The following is a 22,002-nucleotide window of genomic DNA, read 5'->3' as shown; positions in this document are numbered from 1 at the left end:
ACCCAGGAGATTGCGGACGGCGCGACGATGCTGATGCGCCGCAGGGTAGACGCCACGACCGTGGGAAGAGCAGCACGGCCGGCCAGCGGGCGGGCATAGGCGCGGCAAGTGGCGCGGCAAGTGGCGCGGCAAGTGGGAAGGCAAGCGGCGCGGCACGCGGGAAGGTCGAGGTGGGGGAGCGGGAGGTAGGGCAGCGGGGGTCAGGGTAGGCGGTCGATCAGCCGGATGAGCGCCTCGTCGGTCTTTTGCGGTGGGGGACTGGTGGAGGCGAGCAGTTCCAGCGCCTGGGTGTAGGCCTCGACGTCGTCGCGTTTGTCGAGGTAGAGCGCGCTGGTCAGGTGCTCGACGTACACGATGTCGGGCAGATCGCGCTGCGGGAACCGGAGCAGGGTGAAGGCGCCCGCGGTGGCGGGGTGGCCGGCGTTCTCCAGTGGGACGATCTGGACGGTGACGTTCGCCCGGGTGATTGCCTCGCGGAGCGCGACGAGTTGGCGGCGCAGGACGTCGACGCCACCGATCGGCCGGCGCAGGACGGACTCCTCGATCACCGCCCACAAGCGCAACGGCGGCTCACGGTCGAGCACGCGTTGCCGCCGGGTCCGGAGCGCGACGACCCGCTCGGTCTCGGCGTCGGGCCGGTTGCCGCTCGGGTCGAGCTGCAAGACCGCCCGCGTGTACTCCTCGGTCTGCAGCAGGCCCGGAACGTACTGGATCTCGTACGTCCGGATCAGCTCCGCCGTCGCCTCCAGCCCCAGATACGCATCGAACCACTCCGGCGTGACATCGCCGTACCGCTGCCACCAGCCCGGATCGTTCGCCTCCCGCGCCAGCTCCAGCAACCGGTCCCGCTCCCTCGCGTCCTGTACGCCGTACAGCGTCAACAGGTCCGAGACGTCCCGCTCCTTGAACCCGACCCGCCCCAGCTCCAGCCGGCTGATCTTCGACTCCGAGGCCCGGATCGCCCACCCCGCATCGGTCCGCGTGACACCGGCCCGCTCACGCAACTCCCGCAGATGCGTCCCGAGCAACATCCGCAGCGCAGTAGGCCCCACCACACTTCGCCCCGCCATGCCCCAACTCTACATCATTTTCGAACAAGTGTTCCCATCGGATTCAAACTGTTCGAGTGCCGACCAGGAGTGAGTTCCGCCGGTCGGGCAGTACGACCTCGGTCGCCACCAGCCGTGGGTTGCGGAAGAAGAACTCGCGCTTGGGGTCGCTCAGCCGGAACGGTGAATCCGCCGGCAGCAGTTCCATCGGGGTGACGTCGTCGCACACCAGCCGGCCGCCGACGCGTAGCAGTTCGACGATGTCCGGAGGCTGGCGCCCCCCGTCCGCGAACAGGAGATCGAACGGTGCATGGCTGATCAGCTCCACGGCGGCATCGCCGTGGATGACCTCGACCCGCGGCTCGTCCGCGAACACGCGCCGTGCCGCGGCGACTCGCGTCTCGTCTGACTCGACGGTGACGAGACGGCAGTCGGCCGGCATCGCCGAGGCGATCCACGCCGCGCCGTACCCGACTCCCGTCCCGGACTCGCCGATCGTTCCACCGGTGCAGCCGGCCGCCAGCATGGCCAGGAATCGGCCGGCGTCGGGTAGGCAGCACGACGGGCCGGTTCCGGTACGCCGCAGCGGCATCCCGACCTCGGCGGCAGCCAGCTCCGCCCGAAGCACTAGCCCGGGCAAGGCGCCATTGTGCTCTGCGGGCCGCGGCTCGGGCATCAGTCGCGGAGGTACTCGGCGCGCCAGCGGAGGATGGTGGGGTCGGTGGGGCTGGGGGCTTGGTCCAGTTGGATGAGGTGGAGGTCGGGGCGGGTGAAGGACTGGATGGTGGTGCGGGTGAGGGGCCAGGGTGGGCCTTGAGGGGTGGTGTCGTCGTCGGGGCGGGCGGCGGCGATGACCAGGAGGGTGCCGCCGGGGGCGACCAGGTCGGTGACGTGGGTGATGGCGTCGGGCTGGAGGGGGATGGGGAGGGCCTGGACGGTGTAGATCTCGACGACCAGGTCGAACGCCTGGTGCCAGTCCGCGGGTGGGTTGAGGAGGTCGGCGACCACGTAGTGCGCCCTCGAGGCCGGGTGGTTGCGGTGGGCGGTCTCGATCGCGCTGGGGGAGATGTCGAAGGCGGTCGTGTCGTAGCCGCGGTCGACGATCAGTTCGGCGTCCCAGCCGGTGCCGGCGCCGACCACCACCGCGGTCTTGCCGGTGCCGTCCGGCGCGGACTCGGCGATCCAGTCCGCGAGCAGCTGATGCGCCGTACCGCGGTCCCACGGCACGATCGCCTCGCCGTCGGCCGCGGCGGCGTACAGGTTCTCGAACCAGCCGGTGGGGTCGTCGTTCTCCAGCGACGCGCGGGCGATCCGCCGGGTCACGACCTCGGGGTCTTCAGTCATCGACGCTCTCCTCGAGCTCAACTACAGGTTCAGGTCCGGTGTGGATCGACCGTACGGTCTGCACGGTGTCGACGTCGGCCGGGCGTTTGTCCTCGCGATACCGGATCACCCGGGCGAACCGCAGCGCCATCCCGGCCGGGTACCGCGGCGAGGTCTGCACCCCGTCGAACGCGATCTCCACCACCACCTCGGGCCGGATGTACACGACCCAGTCGTCCTGCCGTACGGCGAGCTCCTGGAACCGCTCGGTCTGCCAGCGCAACAGCTCGTCGGTCAGACCCTTGAACGTCTTCCCGAGCATCACGAACTCGCCGGTGGTCTCGTCGCGCGCCGCGAGATGCAGGTTCGACAGCCAGCCCTTCCGCCGCCCGTGCCCCCACTCCGCGGCCAGCACCAGCAGGTCAAGGGTGAACGTCTGCTTGACCTTCACCCATCCCGACCCACGCCGGCCGGCCTCGTACGGAACCGTCAGCGACTTCACCACGACGCCCTCGTGTCCCCGCCGTACGGCGTCGTCGAAGAACGCCTGGCCCGCCTCCGCGTCGGACGTCACCAGCCGTGGGATCCGGCGCTCCTCCGGCAGCAGCTTCGCGAGCCACTGGTGCCGGGTCGCACCGTCCAGCCCGAGCAGATCCTGGCCGTCCAGGTGCAGGATGTCGAAGAAGTACGGCGTGAGCGGCACGCTCTCCGGCCCCGTCGCGGCACGCGTCGCCGTCCGCGACCCGGTGACCTGGAACGGCTCCGGCCGCCCGTCGCCCCGCAGCGCGATCAGCTCACCGTCCAGCACCACCTGCTGCGCGTCCAGCGCGAGCACGGCCGTCACGACCTCAGGCACCCGTGCCGTGATGTCGTCCAGTGTCCGCGTGTAGACGACCACGCGGTCGCCGTCGCGATGCACCTGGATCCGGATGCCGTCGAGCTTCCACTCCAGCGCCGCCGGCGTACCGGTCTTCTCCAAGGCCTCCGCGACCGTGGTCGCCGACTGCGCGAGCATCGGCTGCACCCCACGCCCGACCTCGAGCCCGAACTGCGCGAGCCCCGCCTCGCCCCCGGTCAGTACGGCGACCGCGACCGGAGCCGTCGCGCCACGCAGCATCGTCGCGGCCCGGATCTTGTCCAGCGGAATGCCCGTCGCCCGCGCGACCGCGTCGGCCATCACGCCGTCCAGCGCGCCCTGCCGCAGCTCGCCGCCGACCAGCAACCGGAGGAACTGCTGCTCGTCCTCCGTAGCCCGCCCGAACAACGCGTCGACCGCGGCCCGGCGCCGGGCCTGCACCCCGGCCCCCGACATCTCGGCCAGCTCCGCGAACGCCTGGTCCACCTCGGTCACGGTCAGCGAAGGCTCCGCGGCCGGCGCCGGCGCGTCCATCAGCGTCCGCCACCCCACCCCGGTACGCCGTTGCCGCAGCTCGCCGGACAGGTACGTCACGACGATCCCGATCTCGGCCGGATCGGTGGCCTCGGACAGCAACCCGGCGATGAACCCGGCCTTCTGCAGCCGCGACCGGGTGCCGGCCAGCGCCGCGGAGGTCTCGACCAGCCTGATCAGCAACATGCCCCAAGTGTCCCTCGACCCACCGACAGTCCGCAGAACAGTTGGCCGACCTGGGACGACGACCTCGACGCGCCGCTGGTCGGCGAGTGAACCCTCAGGGCGCCGGCGGAAGGTCGTCCAGGAACTCCGCCGGTGGCGTGAAGAACAGGCCGCCGGTGACCGCGGTGGAGAAGTCCAGCAGCCGGTCGTGGTTGCCCTCGGGGACCCCGATGAACATCCGCCGCAGCATCAGCTCGGTGACCGAAGGCGTCTTCGCGTAGCCGATGAAGTAGGTCCCGAACTCCTGCGTGCCGATGGTGCCGAACGGCATGTTGTCGCGCAGGATCTGCAGCTCGTTGCCGTCGTCGTCCTCGACCACGTTCAGCACGATGTGCGCGTTGCCGGGCTTCTTCGCGTCGTCCATCTCGATGTCGTCGAGCTTGCTCCGGCCGACCGCGAGCTCCTGCTGCTCGACGGTCAGCGAGTTCCACGCCTTCAGGTCGTGCAGGTACTTCTGCACGATCACGTAGCTGCCGCCGCGGAAGTCCCGGTCCTCGTCGCCGACCAGCACGGCGTCGCGGGCCTCGTTGCCGGTCGGGTTCTCGGTGCCGTCGACGAAGCCGAGCAGGTCGCGCATCTCGAAGTACTTGAAGCCGTGCACCTCGTCGACGACCGTGGCGGCGCCGTCGAGCACGGTCATGATCTGCGCGGCGAGCTCGAAGCACTGGTCCTGGTGGGCGGCCCGGATGTGGAAGAGCAGGTCGCCGGGCGTCGACGGCGCGTGGTGCGTCCGGCCCTGCAGCTCGACGAACGGGTGCAGCTCGGCGGGCCGCGGACCGCCGAACAGCCGGTCCCAGGCGTCCGACCCGATACCGGTGACGCACGACAGGTTGCCGTCCGGCACGCGGAACCCGACCGAGCGCACCAGGCCGCTGAGGCGCTCCAGCAGGTCGCGGGCGCGGTCCTCGCCACCCGGCTCGATCCGCACCACGAGGAAGATGGCCGACCCGCTCAGCGGCATCAGTACGGACTGCGGCAGCGCGTCCGTCTCCCGATCCGGTTCCGTGACCACCGTGTTCTCCCTCCGTCCAGTTGGCCCGATCTTCTAGAGTCCAGTCATGGACCCGCATCAGCCCGGGCCGTCTCCGCAACCGGGCCCATACTCCCAGCCGGGGCACCCCTTGCCACCGCCGGGGCCGTACCAGCAGCCATACCCACAGCCGTACGCTCACCCGTACGGCCGGCCATACGCTCAGCCGTACGGGCAGCCCGGCCTGCCGTACGGCTACCGTGAGCCGCGGATCGTCCCGGCTCCCCCCGGTACGCCGTACCACCGGCTGGCGCGGACGCCGAAGCACACCTGGTGGCGACCGGTGCTCGGCACGCTGCTGCTCGTCGGGACGGCGTTCCTCGTGATGACGTTCGTGGTCGTCGCGTGGGCGGTCCTGCACAGGGTGTTGGTGGGCCCGTTCGCGACCCCGGCGGGCACGGACATCTTCCCGAGCGCGACCGAGAACCTGGCGTTCCAGCTGGTGCTGCTGGCGGTCCTGACGCCGCTCGTCGGCCTGGCTGCGTGGCTGGTCCAGCGGCGCCCGTTCTGGAGCGTCGCCTCGGTGCTGAACAAGGTCCGCTGGAGCTGGCTGCTCTGGTGCTGCCTGCCGGCGTTGGGGTACGTCGCCCTGTCGTACCTGATGGGTCTGTTCGTCGACGCGGTGTTCCCGCCGCAAGACGCGATCGGCGACGAGGGTGGCGCGTGGATCGGCCTCGGCGCGTTCGTCGTACCGGCGTTGCTGATCCTGGTGCTCGTACCGTTCCAGTCGGCGGCGGAGGAGTTCGTGTTCCGCGGCTGGGTGATCCAGGCGGTCGGGGCGTACGGGCCGGACAGCGCGGAGGGCAGGGCGCCGTGGCTGCGGCGGCTGTTCCGGTCGCCGTGGCCCGGGATCGTGCTCGGTGCGGCCGCGTTCGTGTCGGCGCACGGGTACACGGGCTGGGCGATGGCGGACGTGTTCCTGTTCGCGACCACGGTCGGCTGGCTGGCGGTGCGCACCGGGGGACTGGAGTCCGGGATCGCGCTGCACGCGATGAACAACCTGTTCGCGTTCTTGTTGCCGTTGGCAATGGGTCACGGCGACCAGTGGAACCAGCAGGGCGGCGCGCCGTGGACGCTGCTCGCCTCCGACGTGATCTGCCTCGGCGCCTACGCGTACGCCGTCACCTGGCTGGCGCGGCGCCGCCAGGTCGGCCGGCTGAGCTGAAAAGCATGCGATAACTGTCGGCCGGCTCTGGCAGGCTTTGCCGGGTGACGAACGTGAAGATCGAGGCCGTCCTGTTCGACTGGGGCGGCACGCTGGCAACCTGGCACGACATCTCCCTGCACGACACCTGGCGGGCGGTGACCACCGTGCTCGACCAGGCGAACGCCGACGAACTGGCGGCCCGGCTGGTCGCGGCCGAGGGCTCCGTCTGGCGGCGGTCCCGCGACGAGCATCGGAGCAGCACGTTCGAGGAGGTGTGCATGCTGGCCGAGGTCGTGATGACCCCGGACGGCCTCGCGGAGTACGAGCGCCAGTGGGACCCGCACACGGTCCTCGCACCGGACGCGATCGAGACGCTGCGCGCGCTCCGGGCCGCCGGGCTGAAGCTCGGCGTGCTGTCGAACACGATCTGGCCGCGGCGGCGGCACGAGGAGATCTTCGCGCGGGACGGCGTGCTGGAGCTGTTCGACGGCGCGGTCTACACCAGCGAGATCCCGCACACCAAGCCGCACCCGGAGGCGTTCCTGGCGGCGATGCGGGCGGTCGGGGTGTCCGACCCGTCGCGGTGCCTGTTCGTCGGCGACCGGCTCTTCGACGACGTCTGGGGCGCGCAGAACGTGGGCATGCGCGCGGCGCACCTGCCGCACAGCGCGATCCCGGTCGAGCAGATCGGCCACACGGAGGGTACGCCGGACGCGACCGTCCAGCAGCTGTCCGAGCTGCCGGCCCTGATCGAGTCCTGGAACGCCGGCGAGGGCGCCGCCTGACACCGAAAGGACCCCCGGGCCAGATCGTGGCCCGGGGGTCCTGAGGGGTTTCGGGGTGGGGTACTACGCGGCCAGAGTCGGATCTGCCAGCAGGCGGAGGCGGCCCAACGCCTCGCGCTCGATCTGGCGCACCCGCTCCGCCGAAATGCCGTGCACGGCGCCGATGTCGGCCAGCTTGGCCTGGCGGCCGTCGTGCAGACCGTACCGCCGCCGGATCACGTCCGCGGACCGCGGGTCGAGCTGGTCGACCAGGCTGAACAGGCCCGAGCGGTCCGACGCGTCGGCGACCAGCTGGTCCGGACCCGGCGCGGTCTCGGCCGCGATCAGGTCACCCAGCGAGGTCTCACCCTCGTCGTCGACCGGGCTGTTCAGGCTGATGTGGTCCCGGCCGATGCGGATCAGTTCGGTGACCCGCTCCTCGTCCAGGCCCAGCTCCGCCGCGATCTCGTCGATCTCCGGCTCACGCCCGAGCTTGCGCTCCAGCGTGCGCCGAGCGGACCCGATCTGGTTCAGCTGCTCCACCACGTGCACCGGCAGCCGGACCACCCGAGCCTGCTGCGCGATACCGCGGGTGATGGCCTGCCGCACCCACCAGGTCGCGTACGTCGAGAACTTAAATCCCTTCCGGTAGTCGAACTTCTCCACCGCCCGGATCAGCCCCGTGTTCCCCTCCTGGACCAGGTCCAGCAGCGGCATCTGGGACCGCCCGTAGCGGCGCGCGATCGACACCACGAGCCGGAGGTTCGCGGTCACGAACCGCTGCTGTGCGCGCCGGCCCTCTTCGGCCAGCCACTCCAGCTCTTCCTCCGACGCATATTTGGGCGCTCCGCCCTTCTTCCGTCCAACCCGCCCCTCGGCCAGCAGTTGCTCCGCCAGGAGTCCTGCCTCGACCGTCTCAGCGAGCTCGACCTCTTCCTCAGCCGTCAGCAGCGGAGTACGCGCGATCTCTTCCAGGTAGAGACCTACGCTGTCCTTGCCGTCGATACCGTCGTCCGTGGACCGGACACGAGTCATGCGAGCCACCGAAACTCCCTTCGTCGTTACATGGAGAGCAACGCTCGAGTAGGGTTCAAGATTCCGGTACCAGTGTGTAAACACCCTGAAGGTTCCCTGAGAGTTCCCGGCACCGAATCCGCGCCGGAAACCGGTGTCCCAAGGCCTGGTGGGGATATTCCGCACGACACTCCGCGAGGATCCTGAGAAACCACGCAGAAATCCGCCCCCGGATGTGTTGCACAACACACGTCCGAGGGCGGAAATTCCCGCTTTTCGCCGGTCTTTGCGTCCGGGATTCAGCTCAGGCCGAGGGTGTCGAGTTCCCAGGCGAGCGAGAACGCGACCTCGCGCCAGGCGTCGTACCGCCCGCTGCGGCCGCCGTGGCCGGCCTCCATCTCGGTCTTCAGCAGCACCTCGGAATCACCGGTCGCGGTGGCCCGGAGTTTCGCCACCCACTTCGCCGGCTCGACGTACAGCACGCGGGTGTCGTTCAGGCTGGTGATCGCCAGGATGGCGGGATAGTGCTGCGCGGTGACGTTTTCGTACGGCGAGTAGGACTTCATGTACGCGTACACCTCGGGGTCCGCGAGCGGATTGCCCCATTCCTCCCACTCGATCACCGTCAACGGCAGCGACGGGTCCAGAATCGTGGTCAGCGCGTCCACGAACGGGACCTCCGCGACGATTCCGGCGAACGCCTCCGGGGCCAGGTTCGCGACCGCGCCCATCAGCAGGCCGCCGGCGCTGCCGCCCTGCGCGACGATCCGTTCCGGCCTGGTCCAGCCGGCGTGCACCAGGTGCTCGGCGGCGGCGACGAAGTCGGTGAACGTGTTCCGCTTGGTGAGCATCTTGCCGTCGTCGTACCAGTGCCGGCCGAGCTCGCCGCCGCCGCGGACGTGCGCGATCGCGAACACCACGCCGCGGTCCAGCAGCGACAGCCGCGGGATCGAGAACCACGGGTCCATCGAGCTCTCGTACGAGCCGTACCCGTACAGCACGACCGGCGCGTTCCCGTCCTTCGCGACGTCCTTGCGGGCGACCATCGAGATCGGCACCTTGGTCCCGTCCGCCGCGGTCGCCCACTCGCGGTACTGCGTGTAGTCGCTCAGGTCGACGCCACCGAGCACGGGCTGCTGCTTCAGCAGTCGGCGCTCGCCCGTCGCCACGTCCACGTCGTACGTCGAACCGGGCGTCACGAGGGACGTGTAGCCGAACCGGTACCGGGTGTCGTGCCACTCGTCGTTGCGGCCCGGCGAGACCGTGTAGATCGGCTCGTCGAACTCCAGCGCCTCGGGGGCGCCGAAGCTGTCGCCGGTCCGCCGCATGATCGCCAGCTCGGTGAGGGCGTCGCGGCGCCGGTACAGGATCACGTGGTCGGCGAACGCGTCCGCGCCGAGCAGCCGGCTGGTCTCGTCGCCCTCGATCAGCGTCGTCCAGTCTCCGGGGGAGTCGAGCGGCGCGGAGGCGAGGGAGAAGTTCGCGGCGTCGGCGTTGTGCGTGATCAGCAGCTGGTCGCCCGCGTGCTCCACGTCGTACTCGACGCCTTCACGGCGGGACGCCACGACGACGGGCTCGCCGGCCGGGTCGTGCGCGTCGAGCAGCCAGACCTCGCTGGTCAGCTTGCTGCCGAGCGCGATCATGATCGCCTGCTCGTTGCGGGTCAGGTCGACGCCGACCCAGAACCGCTCGTCCGGCTCCTCCATCACCAGGACGTCGTCCGTCGTACCGAGGGTGTGCCGCCAGACCTGGTACGGGCGCCAGGCGTCGTCGACCTTCGTGTAGAACAGCGTCGACCCGTCGGCGGACCAGGCGGAGCCGTAGTGAACGTCGGGCAGCTCGTCCGGCAGCAGCTCGCCGGTGCCCAGGTCCTTGATCCGCAGGGTGAACCGTTCGTCGCCCTTGACGTCCACGGAGTACGCGAGCAGCCGGCCGTCGGGGGAGACGTCGACGGTGCCGAGCGAGAAGAACTCGGAGTCGCCCGCCACCGCGTTGCCGTCCAGCATCACCTCTTCGCCGGCGATCTCGCCGTCGGTCGCGGGCGGCTGGTCGCCGTCGGCCTTGACCCGGCAGTGCAGCGCGTACTGCCGGCCCTCGATCGTGCGCGAGTAGTACCAGTAGCCGCCGCGCCGGGCGGGCACGCTCAGGTCGGTCTGTAGCGTGCGGTCCGAGATCTCCTTGAAGATTGCCTCGCGCAACGATTCCTGGTGCGCGGTGCGCGCCTCGGTGTACGCGTTCTCGGCCCGCAGGTACCCGAGCACCTCGTCGTCGTCCTTGTCCCGCAACCACTCGTACTCGTCGACGAACGTGTCACCGTGGTGCGTCCGCCGAACCGGCTTCCGCGCCGCAACAGGCGGCGCCGCAGGAGAGTTCTCAACCATGCCGCGAGACTACCCGGACGCTCGGACAAAGGGTCCGCCCGCGGGAGGGCGCGCAGCGCTCAGACGCCGTACGTCGCGACGACCGGGGCGTGGTCGCTCCAGCGTTCGGCGTAGGTGGGGGCGCGGTGGACGACGCAGTTTCTGGCGAGGTCGGCGAGGGCGGGGGAGGCGATCTGGTAGTCGATGCGCCAGCCGGCGTCGTTGTCGAACGCCTTGCCGCGCCAGGACCACCAGGAGTACGGGCCGGGGCCGTCGCCGCCGAACCTGCGGCCGAGGTCGACCCAGCCTGCCGCGAACAGGCGGTCCAGCCAGGCGCGTTCCTCCGGCAGGAAGCCGCTCTTCTTGCGGTTCGCCTTCCACGCCTTCAGGTCTTCCTCGCGGTGCGCGATGTTGAGGTCGCCGCACATCAGCACGTGCCGGCCGTCGGCGCGCAGTTCGGTCAGCCGCGCGGTGATCGCGTCCAGGAACGCGTACTTCTCCTCCTGCCGCGGCGGCGTCTCGAACTCCCCGGTGAAGACGTACGTACTGATCGCCGTCAGGGTCGACCCGTCGTCGAGCACCACGTCCGCCTCGACCCAGCGCCCGGTGCCGTCGAACCGCTCCGGGCCGAGCTCGCCACGCTCGCCCTTGATCGGCCGCCGGGTCGCGACCGCGACACCGGCGCGGCCCTTGTGCCCGTCGATCGCCGGCTCGGCGTGCGCGAGGTTCCAGTCGCCGCCGAGCAGATCCCGCAGTACGTCGTCGGGCGCACGAACTTCCTGCATCAGCAGCAAGTCCGGGTCGACGTCCTGCAGCCAGGGCCCCATCCCGCGCCGGAAGGCGGCCCTGATCCCGTTCACGTTCACCGTGGCAACCGTCAGCACGGCGAAACCCTACCCGTTGTGGTGGCCCGGCTTGAGCACCATCAGCACGAAGACGACCAGCCAGAGCAGCGCGAAGATCCCGGACGTCATCGACAGCAGCTTGGCCTTCGGCAGTACGGCGCCGCGCTCCTCCGCGGTACCGCCGGCAGCCGCGAGTACGGCGGACTGCGCCGGCACGACCAGGTACGCCAGGACCAGCGCGGCGGCCAGCGTCAGCACGATCGAGATGATCAGCCACGCCTCACCCATCACGTGCATGCTGCCCGCGAGCGCGAACCCGAACAGCGGCACGACGAGGCTCGCCCACGCGTACACGGTGGTGATCCGGTGCAGGATCTGCAGGCCGCCCGCCTCCGACGGGGCGTCGGCGGCGAGCAGCTTGCGGGCGATCGGCGGGAACATGCTGGCCGCGACCGTGATCGGTCCGACTGTGAGGATCGCGGCGAGGAGGTGGACGATCAGGAAAAACTTGTTCATCAGTCACTCATTAAGGTCGTCGAGAGGCGAGGTGGTCGAGAGGATGGCGTCCAGCGACCGTTCGCACAGCTGCTCGAGAGCCTCCGGCGAGACGGTCGGGTCGTCGATCCAGGCCAGCAGGGTCTGTTCGACGTAACCCTGCCAGCCGTGACAGGCGAGCTCGACGACGGGGGTGACCTCGATGCCACGCTGGGCGACCGCGCCGACCACCCACTGGCCGAAGACCCGTCGCAGGTCGGAGTGCAGCGCCCGGATCTCCGGGTCGCCGGCCGCGGACATCAGCAGCGTCGCGCGGTACAGCTGCGGGGCCTCCAGGACGGCACGGACGAACGCCCGGATGCCGGACCGGAGCTGCTCGTGCGGCGGCAGCGACGGATCCGGCGCGGTCCGCAGCATCACCTCGGCGGCGGCCTCCTCGATGACGGCGTACTGGAACTTCTTCTTCGAGCCGAAGTAGTGGAACAGCAGCGCGGGGGAGACGCCTGCCTCGGCGGCGGCCAGCTCGACGGTGAGCTCCCGGTGCGGATCCGCCAGCAGCACCCGGCGGGCGGCCTCGAGGATCTGCGCGCGCCGCTGATCGGGTCGCAGGCGTGAGGTCTGGCTCATACCGCGCAGTCTATTGAGTATTTGCTCAACAAGCACTTACTGTTGAGTATCCACTCAACAAGCTGGAGGTTCCCGATGCGTCCGTTGGCCGGTCAAGTCGTGCTCGTCACCGGAGCCTCCCGGGGGATCGGCGCCGCGGTCGCCCGGAAGCTCGCGCAGGACGGCGCCAAGCTCGCCCTGGTCGGCCTCGAGCCGGACGAGCTGAAGAAGGTCGCGGAGGACTGCGGCCCGGACGCCGGCTGGTGGGAGGCCGACGTCACCGACGTGGACTCGCTGCAGGCCGCCGTCGAGGGGATCGCCGAGCGGTACGGTCGGATCGACGTGGTGATGGCGAACGCCGGGATCGCCGCGCCGGGCTTCACCCGGAGCATGGACCCGAAGGCGTGGGAGCGGGTCATCGACGTGAACCTGCTGGGCGTCTGGCGGACCGTCCACCTGACGCTGCCGTACCTGCTGGAGAGCAAGGGGTACCTGCTGCTGGTGTCGTCGCTGGCCGCGATCGTGCACATCCCGGGGCTGGCGTCGTACAACGTGGCGAAGGCCGGCGTCGAGGCGATGGGCGACACGCTGCGCCCGGAGCTCAAGCACCTCGGCGTCCGGGTCGGGGTCGCGCACATGACGTTCGTGGACACCGACATGGTGCGCGGTGTCGACACGCACCCGGTGTTCGGGAAGGTCCGGACCGGGATCCCGATGGTGAGCAGGACGTACCCGCTGGACTTCGCGGTCGGCAAGTTCGTCGAAGGGATCACGAAGCGCTCGCGGACCGTGCACGTGCCCGGCTGGATCGGCGCGCTGAAGGTGGTTCGCTGGGTGCTGCCGCACCTCATCGAGGCCGGTTCGCGGTTCAGTGTCCCGAAGGCGGACGCGGCCGCGCTCGCCGACGTCCAGGCCCGCGGCGCCGAGGCGTCGTCGCGCCCGACGGGTGCGGGCGGCCTGGCCGACGCGGAGAAGGCCGCGGGACGATGAGCCGCGCGTACGACGCCGTACTGCTGGGTGCGTCCGGTTTCACCGGCGCGCTGACCGCGGAGTACCTGGAGAAGAACGCGCCGGAGGGCTTCCGCTGGGCCGTTGCCGGACGCAACAAGTCGAAGCTGGAGCGATTCGGGCGGGACGTCCTGTACGCCGATGTCACCGATCCGCGGTCGCTGCGCGAGCTGGCCGAGTCGACGAAGGTGGTCGCCACCACGGTCGGTCCGTACGTGCAGTACGGCGAGCCGCTGGTCGCGGCCTGCGCGGAGGCCGGGACCGGGTACCTCGATCTGACCGGCGAGCCGGAGTTCCTGGACCGGATGTACGTGCGGTACCACGAGCGTGCGACACAGACCGGTGCGCGGATCGTGCACGCATGCGGGTTCGACTCGATCCCGTACGACCTCGGGGTGCAGTTCACCGTCGAGCAGCTGCCGGAGAACGTACCGATCCAGGTCGACGGGCTGCTGCGGGCCGGTGGGCGGCCGTCGGGTGGGACGTTTCACACCGCGATCACCGCGTTCTCGCGACCGAAGCAGAACCTGGAGGCCCATCGCGCCCGGCGCGCCGCCGAGGGTCGGCCGCAAGGGCGGAAGGCGCGGGCGGTGCCGGGCCGGATCCACCGTCAGCAAGGGTTCTGGGCGGTGCCGTTGCCGACGATCGATCCGCAGATCGTCGGGTTCTCGGCGCGGCTGCTGGAGCGGTACGGGCCGGACTTCCGGTACTCGCACTACGCCGCGCTGAAGCGGCTGCCGACTGTTGCCGCAGGCATCGGTGGTGTCGGGCTGCTGGTTGCCGGCGCACAGGTGCCGCCGGTGCGTAACGCGCTGCTGAAGCGCCTGCAGCCCGGTGACGGGCCGAGCGCGGAGACCCGTGCGCGTTCGTGGTTCAACGTGCGCTTCATCGGCCGCGGCGGCGGGAAGCAGGTCGTCACCGAGGTCGCGGGTCGTGATCCCGGGTACGACGAGACCGCCAAGATGCTGGGGGAGAGCATGCTGTGCCTGGCGCTCGACGACCTCCCGGAAACCGCGGGCCAGACCACGACAGCCGCCGCGACGGGCCCGGCCCTGCGCGATCGCCTGGTGAGAGCGGGGATGACCTTTGCCACCCTCGAAGTCGACAGCTACTAGCGCCGACGGCACGCGGCTCGCCGTCTACACCTACGCCAACCCCGGTGCGCCGGTTCTCCTTTGTGTGCACGGGTATCCGGACAACGCCGCCCTGTGGGGTGAGGTGGCCGCGTTGCTCGCGGACGAGTTCGAGGTCGTGACGTACGACGTACGCGGAGCCGGCGCATCCGACCACCCAAGCAGCACGTCCGCCTATTCCTTGAACCGCTTACAAGAAGATTTCCAGGCAGTCCTGGCCCGTGCCGAAGCCGGGCGGGCGGTGCATGTGCTCGCGCACGACTGGGGATCGATCCAGGCGTGGCACTTCGTCACCGACCCTGAACTGCAGAACCGCATCGCATCCTTCACCTCCATTTCCGGGCCCTCGCTGGATCACGCCGGGTACTTCATCCGCCGTCGCGACCGCGCAGCAATCAAACAACTGCTGCACTCCTGGTACATCTTCTACTTCCACCTCCCATGGCTCCCCGAGCTCGCCTGGCGAAAGGGCTGGGCGCAGCGCGCCTTCAACCGTCTGGAAAAGCAGCCCGCGGACGACGATCGCGCGCTCAGCGACTACCTCAACGGCATGAAGCTGTACCGCGCCAACGTCCTGCCGCGCCTGCGCCGACCAGCACCCCGGTGTATCGACATACCGGTCCTCGCCGTGTCACCCGACGAAGATCCGTTCGTCACCACCCCGCTGCAGACCGACATCGCACGCTGGGCCCCGAACCTCACCGTCAAGGTGGTCAGGGGTGGCCACTGGATGCCCCGGAACGATCCCCGACTTGTGGCCGGACTCGTCCGGGAACACACCCGTCAGGTGGCACGCTGGGAGGCATGAAGACGCTTCTCAACCTGATCTGGCTGGTGCTGGCCGGGTTCTGGCTGGCGGTCGGCTACGCGGTCGCCGGCATCATCTGCTGCGTGCTGATCGTCACGATCCCGTTCGGCATCGCGGCGTTCCGGATCGCCGGGTTCACCCTGTGGCCGTTCGGCCGGACCGTGGTCGACAAGCCCACCGCGGGCCCGGGCGCGCTGATCGGCAACCTGATCTGGATCGTCTTTGCCGGCTGGTGGCTGGCGCTCGGCCACTTGACCACCGGGATCGCCCTCTGCCTGACCGTGATCGGCATCCCGCTCGGCATCGCGAACTTCAAGCTGATCCCGGTCTCGCTGCTGCCGCTCGGCAAGGAGATCGTGCCGAGCGATCGCCCGTTCGCGTGAGGTCACTGACCGTCCTCGGCTCCTGCGGGGCGTGGCCGGAGCCGGGTCGCGCGTGCGCCGGGTTCCTCCTGGAGTACGACGGCTTCCGCGTGGTGCTGGATCTCGGGTACGCCGCGCTCCCGCGCCTGCTCGAGCACTGCCCTCACGGTGAGGTCGACGCGGTCGTGGTGACGCACCAGCACCCGGACCACTGCGTCGACGTGAGCGCGCTGGCCAGAGTCCGGTACTACGAGACTCCGGACGCGCCGCCCATTCCGCTGCACTGCACGCCCGGGACGCTGGAGGTGTTGCGGGCCATCGAACCGAGCCCGGATCCGGCGACCGTCTTCGCGGTGCACGAGTTGGCGTCGACCACGCGCATCGGGCCGTTCGACGTACTGACGGTGGAACTCCCGCACTACAAGACGAATCTCGGAGTCCGGCTGTCGGCGCCCGGCGTTTCCGTTGCCTACACCGGCGACAGCGGACCGTCACCCGACCTGCGAAGGCTCGCCGAAGGGACCGACCTGGTCATCTCGGACGCCACTCTCCAAGGCGACGCGTCCGACAGCTATCTGATGACCGCCGCTGAGGCAGCCCACGGTGCCCACGGCGCAAGCCGCTTGCTCCTGACGCACTTCTGGCCCGGCTCGGACCGGTCGATCTCCGTACGCGAGGCAGAAGCCGTGTTCGACGGGGAAGTGATCGCGGCGGACGAAGGCCTCAGACTGGTGCTGTGAGTATGCAGAGAGCGTTGATCCGACGACCGAGTCCGCGGCTGGCCGAGGGGCTGGTCACGCATATCGAGCGGCAGCCGGTGGATGTTGAGCTCGCGGTGCGGCAGTGGCACGGGTACGTCGACGCGCTGCACGCCGCCGGCTGGACCACGGTGGAGGTGCCGCCGGTCGACGAGTGCCCGGACGGGGTGTTCGTCGAGGACACGATGGTCGTGTACGGCGACGTCGCCGTGATCGCCCGCGCCGGCGCCGACGAACGCCGGGCCGAAGCACCGGCCGCCGCGGAGACCGTCGCCGCCCAGGGCTACCGCGTCGTACCGATCACCGCCCCGGGCACTCTCGACGGCGGCGACGTCCTCAAGCTCGGCTCGACCATCTACGTCGGCCAGGGCGGGCGGACCAACGCCGCCGGTATCGAGCAACTCCGGGCAGCCCTGAGTACCGCCGACGTACGGCCGGTTCCGGTGCGGAAGGTGTTGCATCTGAAGTCTGCCGTGACGGCGCTGCCGGACGGGACCGTGATCGGGTACGAGCCGCTCGTCGACGATCCGGGAGCGTTCGAGAGGTTTCGGGCGGTGCCTGAGGAGGCGGGCGCGCACGTCGTACTGCTCGATGACGAGCGACTGTTGATGGCTGCGTCGGCGCCGCGGTCGGCAGAGCTGTTCGTGAGTCTTGGTTACACGCCGGTCGTCGTGGACATCAGCGAGTTCGAGAAGCTGGAGGGGTGCGTCACGTGCTTGTCGGTGCGTCTGCGCGGCTGAGCAACTGCCGCGCCGCCCCGGCCAGCTGGACGTCGCGCTTCTTCCCGCGCGCCTCGGCCACCTCGCACGCCTCCGTCAGCGCCGCACGATAGACGGCAGTGTCGGGATGACCCGGTACGGCGTCCCGCATCACCTGGATCAGCGCCTCCATCGCGTCCGAGATGTCGCCGCACGCCAGCAACGCCTTCCCCAGCGCGGCCCGGTCGCGCACCAGCTGCGGGTCCGTAGCGGTCAGCCGATGGATGTCAGCGGCAACAATGTCGGTCAGCAGCAGCGCCTCCGAACGTGGACCGCCGACCATCAGCCGCGCGCCGGTGACCGCCTCGGTCGCCGCCCGGGTCAGCTCGTGATGCGGCCCGAACACCGCGACCAGCTGCGGCCTGATCAGCTCGAACCACGCGATCGCGCGCCCGTAGTTCGCGGTCGCGAGCAACCCCTGCGCGACCCGCAGCCGGACCCGCAACGTCGCCGGGTCGTCGGCGGCCAGCACCTGCTCCCGCTCGGCCAGCGCCGCCTGATAGTGCGGCAGCGCCTGCCCGGGCTCGCTCTCGGCCCAGCACGCCTCGGCCAGCCGGTACTCCGGGGTCGCGTCGAGCTCGGGATGCGCGACGACCACCGGATCCCGCCGTACGACGGGTGGCTGCGGCTGCTCGATCACCCGGCGGGCGACGTACGAACGGCCGCCGGTCGGGATGATCCGGTACCGCCCGGCCTTCGACACCGGCACCCACAGCACCGTGTTGTAGAGGGTCCGCACCGAGGACCCGCAGTTCTCGCAGACGTCGTGGTGGCCGTAGAACCGGCCGCCCATCGGGCCTGTCAGCTCGGCCGCACCCCAGGCCTCCGACGCCGCGGTACACGGCGCGCAGAACGGGTACACACCCCGCCGCTCGTCAGTCACCTGACCCATTGTGGTCGGTTTCGGGTCCGCCGTCTGCATCCGCACCGGTGAGCTGCACCTTGCTGAGCGCCGGGTCGTCCACCGAGAACGTCCGGACCGGGCCCGGCGGCGTGTCCGCGGTCTCGAACCGGACGGTCACCCGGCCCAGGCCGGAACCCCACACCCAGCCGCGGCCGTGGTCGGGGTGCTCGACGTCCTGCCCTGGGTGGAACCCGCGCTGATCACGCGGCCGGGACGGGAATTCGACCACGTCGACCGGATTGGCCGCGTGCTCCTCCTCGGTGAACAGGTCGTCCTGGATCCAATCGGCCAGTGACGAGACGCCTACACCGAGCAAGCGGATGCCGCCGCCGATGTCGCTCTCCTCGAGCAGCCGGCGGGCCACCCGGGTGATCACCCGCCCGTCGTCGGTCGGCCCGGCCAGCGTCGAGGAGCGGGTGTGCGTGGTGAAGTCGTGCATCCGGGTCTTGACCGTGACGGTCCGGCCGGAGAGCTGCGCCTTCTGCAGCCGCTCGGCGACGCGGTGCGCCATCCGGTCGCTGATCGCGGTGAGCAGCGCGCGGTCGATGATGTCGGTCTCGAACGTGTCCTCGACGCTGACCGACTTCGTCTCCCGGTCGCTGACCACCGGACGGTCGTCGGCCGCGATCGCGAGCCGGTGCAGGCTGGTGCCGTGCGCCGAACCGACCTGGCGGATCAGCTCGTCCTCGTCGAGCTGCTGCAGGTCGGCGACGGTCCGGACGCCGGCCATGCTGAGCCGCTGCGCGGTCGCGGGCCCGACGCCGGGGATCACCGTGACCTGCATCGGTGCCAGGAACTCTGCCTCGGTCCCGGCGGGGACGACGACCACGCCGTCGGGTTTGTCGAGGTCGCTGGCGATCTTCGCGATCAGCTTGGAGGTGCCCGCGCCGACCGACGCGGTCAGCCCGCCGCTGACCTTGCGGATCGCGGCCTTCAGATCGTCGGCGATCGCCCGTACGTCGTCCACGGTCAGCCCGGTGAGCCCGCTCGCGGACAGGTCGACGAACGCCTCGTCCACCGACAGCGGCTCGACCAATGGCGACAGCGCCCGCATCTCGGCCATCACCGCCCGGCTGGTCTCCCGGTACACCTCGAAGCGCGGACCGAGGTACGCCGCGTGCGGGCAGCGCGAGCGGGCCTCCGCCGTCGACATCGCGGACCGGACGCCGTACCGCCGCGCCTCGTACGACGCCGTGGACACGACTCCGCGCAGGCCGATCCCGCCGACCACCACGGGCTTGCCCCGCAGCGACGGCTTGTCCCGCTGCTCGACCGCCGCGAAGAACGCGTCCAGGTCGACGTGCAGCACCGACGGATCATTACGCACTGGGCAATTGTCGCTGGTGTCACCGACAATTCCCGCATGAGCTTCCCCGACCGCTGGGACGACGGCACCGACCGGTCCAGCCCCGCTCACCAGGTGCACTGGTACGACGACCGCACCGCGATCATCCGCCAGTCCCTCCGCACGAACTTCGAAGGGCCGTTCCTCTACCTCCTCCTCGGCACCACCCGTGCGCTGCTCCTCGACACCGGTACCGGCGAGCCGGGTCTCCCCGGCCTGATCCACAGCCTGCGGGGCGATCGCGAACTGATCGTCGCTCACAGTCATGGGCACGGAGATCATGTTGGTGGCGACGGGGGATTCGACCGGGTCGTCGGACGGACCGCCGAAGAGGTTGCCGAGTACTTCCGGATCGACTGGCCGCGCGGCACGGGCGCGATCGACCTCGGGGAGCGGGTCGTCGACGTGATCCCGATCCCGGGGCACCAGGGCGCGGACATCGCCTTGTACGACCGGAACACCCGGCTGCTGCTGACCGGGGACACGCTGTACCCCGGACGCCTGTACGTGAAGGACTGGCCGGCGTACCGCGAGAGCGTCGCTCGGCTCGGGGAGTTCGTTGCCGCGGGCAATCCTGTGGAATGGGTACTGGGCGCGCACATCGAGATGACCGCCACACCGGGCAAGGACTACGCGATGGGCGCCGACCGGCATCCCGGCGAGCACGTGCTGCAGCTGGGTCCATCGGTGCTGGCCGAGCTGGTCGGCGTGCTGGCGGACGCGGGGGAGCAGCCGGTGCGGATCGAGCGCGACGACTTCATCGTGTTCCCGGTCTGACCACGACTCGATTGAACAGCGCGCGGGCGGGCACCTTCAGGCACACTGAGGCCATGCTGTAACCGCAGTAGCCGCTGTCACCGGGCAGCCACCACGGGAGGCGCTGATGGGTGAGGAAGTCGACCGGGTCGAGTTCACCCGGGCGGACCGGACCGCGTTCCGGGAGCAGGTGCACCGCAATCTCGACGCCTTCGCGCGGATGCTGCGGGAGAACCGGTTCGCGCCGGACCGTCCGATGACCGGGATCGAGATCGAACTGAACCTGGTCGACGACCACTGCGACCCGGCGATGAAGAACGCCGAGGTGCTGAGCGCGATCGAGGACGACGCGTTCCAGACCGAGCTCGGCCAGTTCAACATCGAGATCAACGTGCCGCCCGGGCAGATCGACGGACTCGGGCTGGACACCATGGAGTCGAACATCCGCGACAGCCTGAACGCCGCCGAGGACAAAGCGGCCCGGACCGGTTCGTCGATGGTGATCGTCGGCATCCTGCCGACGCTGCTGACCGAGCACATCCGCCGGGACGCGCTCAGCACCAACCCGCGGTACGCGCTGCTCAACGACCAGATCTTCGCCGCCCGCGGCGAGGACGTGCAGATCTCCATCGACGGTGTCGAACGCCTCCAGGTGACCGCGGACAGCATCGTCCCGGAGGCCGCCTGTACGTCGACCCAGTTCCACCTGCAGGTGACACCAGAGGCGTTCCCGCGGTACTGGAACGCCGCCCAGGCGATCTCCGGCGTCCAGCTCGCGGTCGGCGCGAACTCGCCGTTCCTGTTCGGCAAGGAGCTGCTCCGGGAGACCCGGATCGCGTTGTTCGAGCAGGCCGCCGACACCCGGACCCACGAACTGAAGACCCAGGGCGTGCGCCCGCGGGTGTGGTTCGGCGAACGCTGGATCACCTCGATCTTCGACCTCTTCGAGGAGAACTCGCGGTACTACCCGGCGCTGCTTCCGGTCACCTCCGAGGAGGATCCGATCGCGGTCCTGGACCGCGGCGACACACCAGCTCTTTCGGAGTTGCGGCTGCACAACGGGACGATCTACCGCTGGAACCGCCCGGTGTACGACGTTGTCCGGGAGAAGCCGCACCTGCGGGTGGAGAACCGGGTGCTGCCGGCCGGCCCGACGGTGGTCGACACGATTGCCAACGGCGCCTTCTACTTCGGCCTGGTCCGGGCACTGGCCGACGACGAGCGGCCGATCTGGTCACAGATGTCGTTCAGCGCGGCCGAGGAGAACTTCCACAACGCGGCCCGCAACGGGATCGACGCCGAGGTGTTCTGGCCGGGCGTCGGTACGGCGCGCGCGACCGAGCTGGTGCTCAGACGCCTGCTGCCGTTGGCGGTTCGCGGTCTCGACGCGTGGGGCGTCGACGTGGCGGTCCGGGACCGGTTGCTCGGCATCGTCGAGCAGCGTTGCCTCACGAACCGTAACGGTGCGTCGTGGCAGGCCGACGTCTTCCATCGCCTGTATACACAGGGCTCCCACGGTCGCCGGGACGCATTGCGCGGGATGTTACGCCGGTACCGCGACCACATGCACGACAACACGCCCGTGCACGAATGGCCCGTGGACTGAACCGGTTAGGAATCCCGGACAACGTGGGACAAGCCTGCCCGGAACCCCGGTCCTCCTGGCGGAACCCGGCCGCTCTTGCCGTAGGCAACGGCGTCCCGTACGGCGTCCGGTGGCACTTCTCGAGGCCTGAACGGGACGAGTTCGATAACGACCCGGACTACAGGGGTGGCGCTTTCGGTGACAGCCCTGCAAAGGTGTGGCCACCGGAAGGTTAGGCAGGCCCGCGGCGGGTAGTAGTCGGGCACCGGAAGCCCTCCGTCACCGGTGCGACACAACAGGTGCAAATGCAGCGGATGCCGACCGGGGTCGGGAGCAG

At 70.0% G+C, this 22,002-nt stretch carries 22 protein-coding genes; 10 read left to right on the top strand and 12 right to left on the bottom strand.

The annotated features are described in order from the left end of the window. Positions 1-200 precede the first annotated feature (200 nt). The 5 genes from VFF46_RS37095 to VFF46_RS37075 all read right to left on the bottom strand — a co-directional run bounded on the left by VFF46_RS37095 (position 201) and on the right by VFF46_RS37075 (position 4,999). Entirely contained in the window at positions 201-1,070 is an 870-nt protein-coding gene (locus VFF46_RS37095) for a helix-turn-helix transcriptional regulator (protein WP_325041945.1), read from the bottom strand. 43 nt (positions 1,071-1,113) lie between these two features. Then, positions 1,114-1,689 (bottom strand): O-methyltransferase, encoded by a 576-nt coding sequence (locus VFF46_RS37090; RefSeq protein ID WP_325041944.1) that lies wholly within the window; start codon positions 1,687-1,689, stop codon positions 1,114-1,116. Positions 1,690-1,724: 35 nt separating this feature from the next. Then, a complete protein-coding gene (locus tag VFF46_RS37085) occupies positions 1,725-2,393 on the bottom strand; it encodes a class I SAM-dependent methyltransferase (RefSeq protein WP_325041943.1) in 669 nt (222 codons plus the stop codon). After that, a complete protein-coding gene (locus tag VFF46_RS37080) occupies positions 2,386-3,948 on the bottom strand; it encodes an ATP-dependent DNA ligase (protein WP_325041942.1) in 1,563 nt (520 codons plus the stop codon). Before VFF46_RS37080 ends, VFF46_RS37085 begins: the two co-directional genes overlap by 8 nt. Before the next feature lie 94 nt (positions 3,949-4,042). After that, entirely contained in the window at positions 4,043-4,999 is a 957-nt protein-coding gene (locus tag VFF46_RS37075) for a Dyp-type peroxidase (protein WP_325041941.1), read from the bottom strand. A gap of 46 nt (positions 5,000-5,045) precedes the next feature. Here VFF46_RS37075 and VFF46_RS37070 point away from each other — a divergent pair, with 46 nt between their 5' ends. Together VFF46_RS37070 and VFF46_RS37065 are read left to right on the top strand one after the other, a co-directional pair. After that, complete coding sequence (locus tag VFF46_RS37070; protein ID WP_325041940.1) at positions 5,046-6,182, top strand: CPBP family intramembrane glutamic endopeptidase; 1,137 nt, start codon at positions 5,046-5,048, stop codon at positions 6,180-6,182. A 44-nt stretch (positions 6,183-6,226) separates the two neighbouring features. Further along, complete coding sequence (locus VFF46_RS37065) at positions 6,227-6,949, top strand: HAD family hydrolase (RefSeq protein WP_325041939.1); 723 nt, start codon at positions 6,227-6,229, stop codon at positions 6,947-6,949. 63 nt (positions 6,950-7,012) lie between these two features. Here VFF46_RS37065 and VFF46_RS37060 read toward each other — a convergent pair whose 3' ends face one another. From VFF46_RS37060 to VFF46_RS37040, 5 genes are all read right to left on the bottom strand, one after another. Further along, positions 7,013-7,972: a sigma-70 family RNA polymerase sigma factor gene (locus VFF46_RS37060; RefSeq protein WP_325041938.1), complete on the bottom strand. Its 960-nt coding sequence runs from the start codon at positions 7,970-7,972 to the stop codon at positions 7,013-7,015. A 269-nt stretch (positions 7,973-8,241) separates the two neighbouring features. After that, the gene (locus tag VFF46_RS37055; RefSeq protein WP_325041937.1) at positions 8,242-10,323 is read right to left on the bottom strand and encodes a S9 family peptidase; all 2,082 of its coding nucleotides are present in this window, start codon (positions 10,321-10,323) and stop codon (positions 8,242-8,244) included. Positions 10,324-10,382: 59 nt separating this feature from the next. Further along, a complete protein-coding gene (gene xth / locus VFF46_RS37050; protein WP_325041936.1) occupies positions 10,383-11,186 on the bottom strand; it encodes an exodeoxyribonuclease III in 804 nt (267 codons plus the stop codon). A 9-nt stretch (positions 11,187-11,195) separates the two neighbouring features. Further along, on the bottom strand, positions 11,196-11,663 hold the full coding sequence (locus VFF46_RS37045; protein ID WP_325041935.1) for a hypothetical protein: 468 nt from the start codon (positions 11,661-11,663) through the stop codon (positions 11,196-11,198). A gap of 3 nt (positions 11,664-11,666) precedes the next feature. Further along, complete coding sequence (locus VFF46_RS37040) at positions 11,667-12,269, bottom strand: TetR/AcrR family transcriptional regulator (RefSeq protein WP_325041934.1); 603 nt, start codon at positions 12,267-12,269, stop codon at positions 11,667-11,669. A gap of 75 nt (positions 12,270-12,344) precedes the next feature. Between VFF46_RS37040 and VFF46_RS37035 the strand changes: the two genes are divergently transcribed. The 6 genes from VFF46_RS37035 to ddaH are packed head-to-tail and all read left to right on the top strand — an operon-like array spanning position 12,345 to position 17,057. After that, complete coding sequence (locus VFF46_RS37035) at positions 12,345-13,238, top strand: SDR family oxidoreductase (protein WP_325041933.1); 894 nt, start codon at positions 12,345-12,347, stop codon at positions 13,236-13,238. Next, a complete protein-coding gene (locus VFF46_RS37030; protein ID WP_325041932.1) occupies positions 13,235-14,371 on the top strand; it encodes a saccharopine dehydrogenase family protein in 1,137 nt (378 codons plus the stop codon). Before VFF46_RS37035 ends, VFF46_RS37030 begins: the two co-directional genes overlap by 4 nt. Then, positions 14,343-15,197, top strand: a complete 855-nt coding sequence (locus tag VFF46_RS37025; protein ID WP_325041931.1) for an alpha/beta fold hydrolase — start codon at positions 14,343-14,345, stop codon at positions 15,195-15,197. Before VFF46_RS37030 ends, VFF46_RS37025 begins: the two co-directional genes overlap by 29 nt. Continuing rightward, positions 15,194-15,580, top strand: a complete 387-nt coding sequence (locus VFF46_RS37020) for a YccF domain-containing protein (RefSeq protein WP_325041930.1) — start codon at positions 15,194-15,196, stop codon at positions 15,578-15,580. The genes VFF46_RS37025 and VFF46_RS37020 overlap by 4 nt, the downstream gene beginning before the upstream one ends. Further along, a complete protein-coding gene (locus tag VFF46_RS37015) occupies positions 15,577-16,299 on the top strand; it encodes an MBL fold metallo-hydrolase (RefSeq protein WP_325041929.1) in 723 nt (240 codons plus the stop codon). The genes VFF46_RS37020 and VFF46_RS37015 overlap by 4 nt, the downstream gene beginning before the upstream one ends. Positions 16,300-16,301: 2 nt before the next feature. Then, complete coding sequence (gene ddaH / locus VFF46_RS37010) at positions 16,302-17,057, top strand: dimethylargininase (protein WP_325041947.1); 756 nt, start codon at positions 16,302-16,304, stop codon at positions 17,055-17,057. On the opposite strand, the gene VFF46_RS37005 is transcribed toward ddaH, so the two are convergent. Then, positions 17,026-17,958, bottom strand: a complete 933-nt coding sequence (locus tag VFF46_RS37005; RefSeq protein ID WP_325041928.1) for a tetratricopeptide repeat protein — start codon at positions 17,956-17,958, stop codon at positions 17,026-17,028. The genes ddaH and VFF46_RS37005 overlap by 32 nt on opposite strands. Beyond that, complete coding sequence (locus VFF46_RS37000) at positions 17,951-19,306, bottom strand: DNA polymerase IV (RefSeq protein ID WP_325041927.1); 1,356 nt, start codon at positions 19,304-19,306, stop codon at positions 17,951-17,953. Before VFF46_RS37000 ends, VFF46_RS37005 begins: the two co-directional genes overlap by 8 nt. A 36-nt stretch (positions 19,307-19,342) precedes the next feature. Here VFF46_RS37000 and VFF46_RS36995 point away from each other — a divergent pair, with 36 nt between their 5' ends. Both VFF46_RS36995 and VFF46_RS36990 read left to right on the top strand, forming a co-directional pair. Then, a complete protein-coding gene (locus tag VFF46_RS36995) occupies positions 19,343-20,101 on the top strand; it encodes an MBL fold metallo-hydrolase (protein ID WP_325041926.1) in 759 nt (252 codons plus the stop codon). A gap of 106 nt (positions 20,102-20,207) precedes the next feature. Beyond that, positions 20,208-21,686, top strand: coding sequence for a glutamate--cysteine ligase (locus VFF46_RS36990; protein WP_325041925.1), 1,479 nt, complete (start codon positions 20,208-20,210; stop codon positions 21,684-21,686). Positions 21,687-22,002: the final 316 nt, after the last annotated feature.

The organism is Kribbella sp. (genome assembly GCF_035655035.1).
Classification (GTDB): domain Bacteria; phylum Actinomycetota; class Actinomycetes; order Propionibacteriales; family Kribbellaceae; genus Kribbella.
This window is presented reverse-complemented; position numbering and strand designations above follow the sequence as displayed.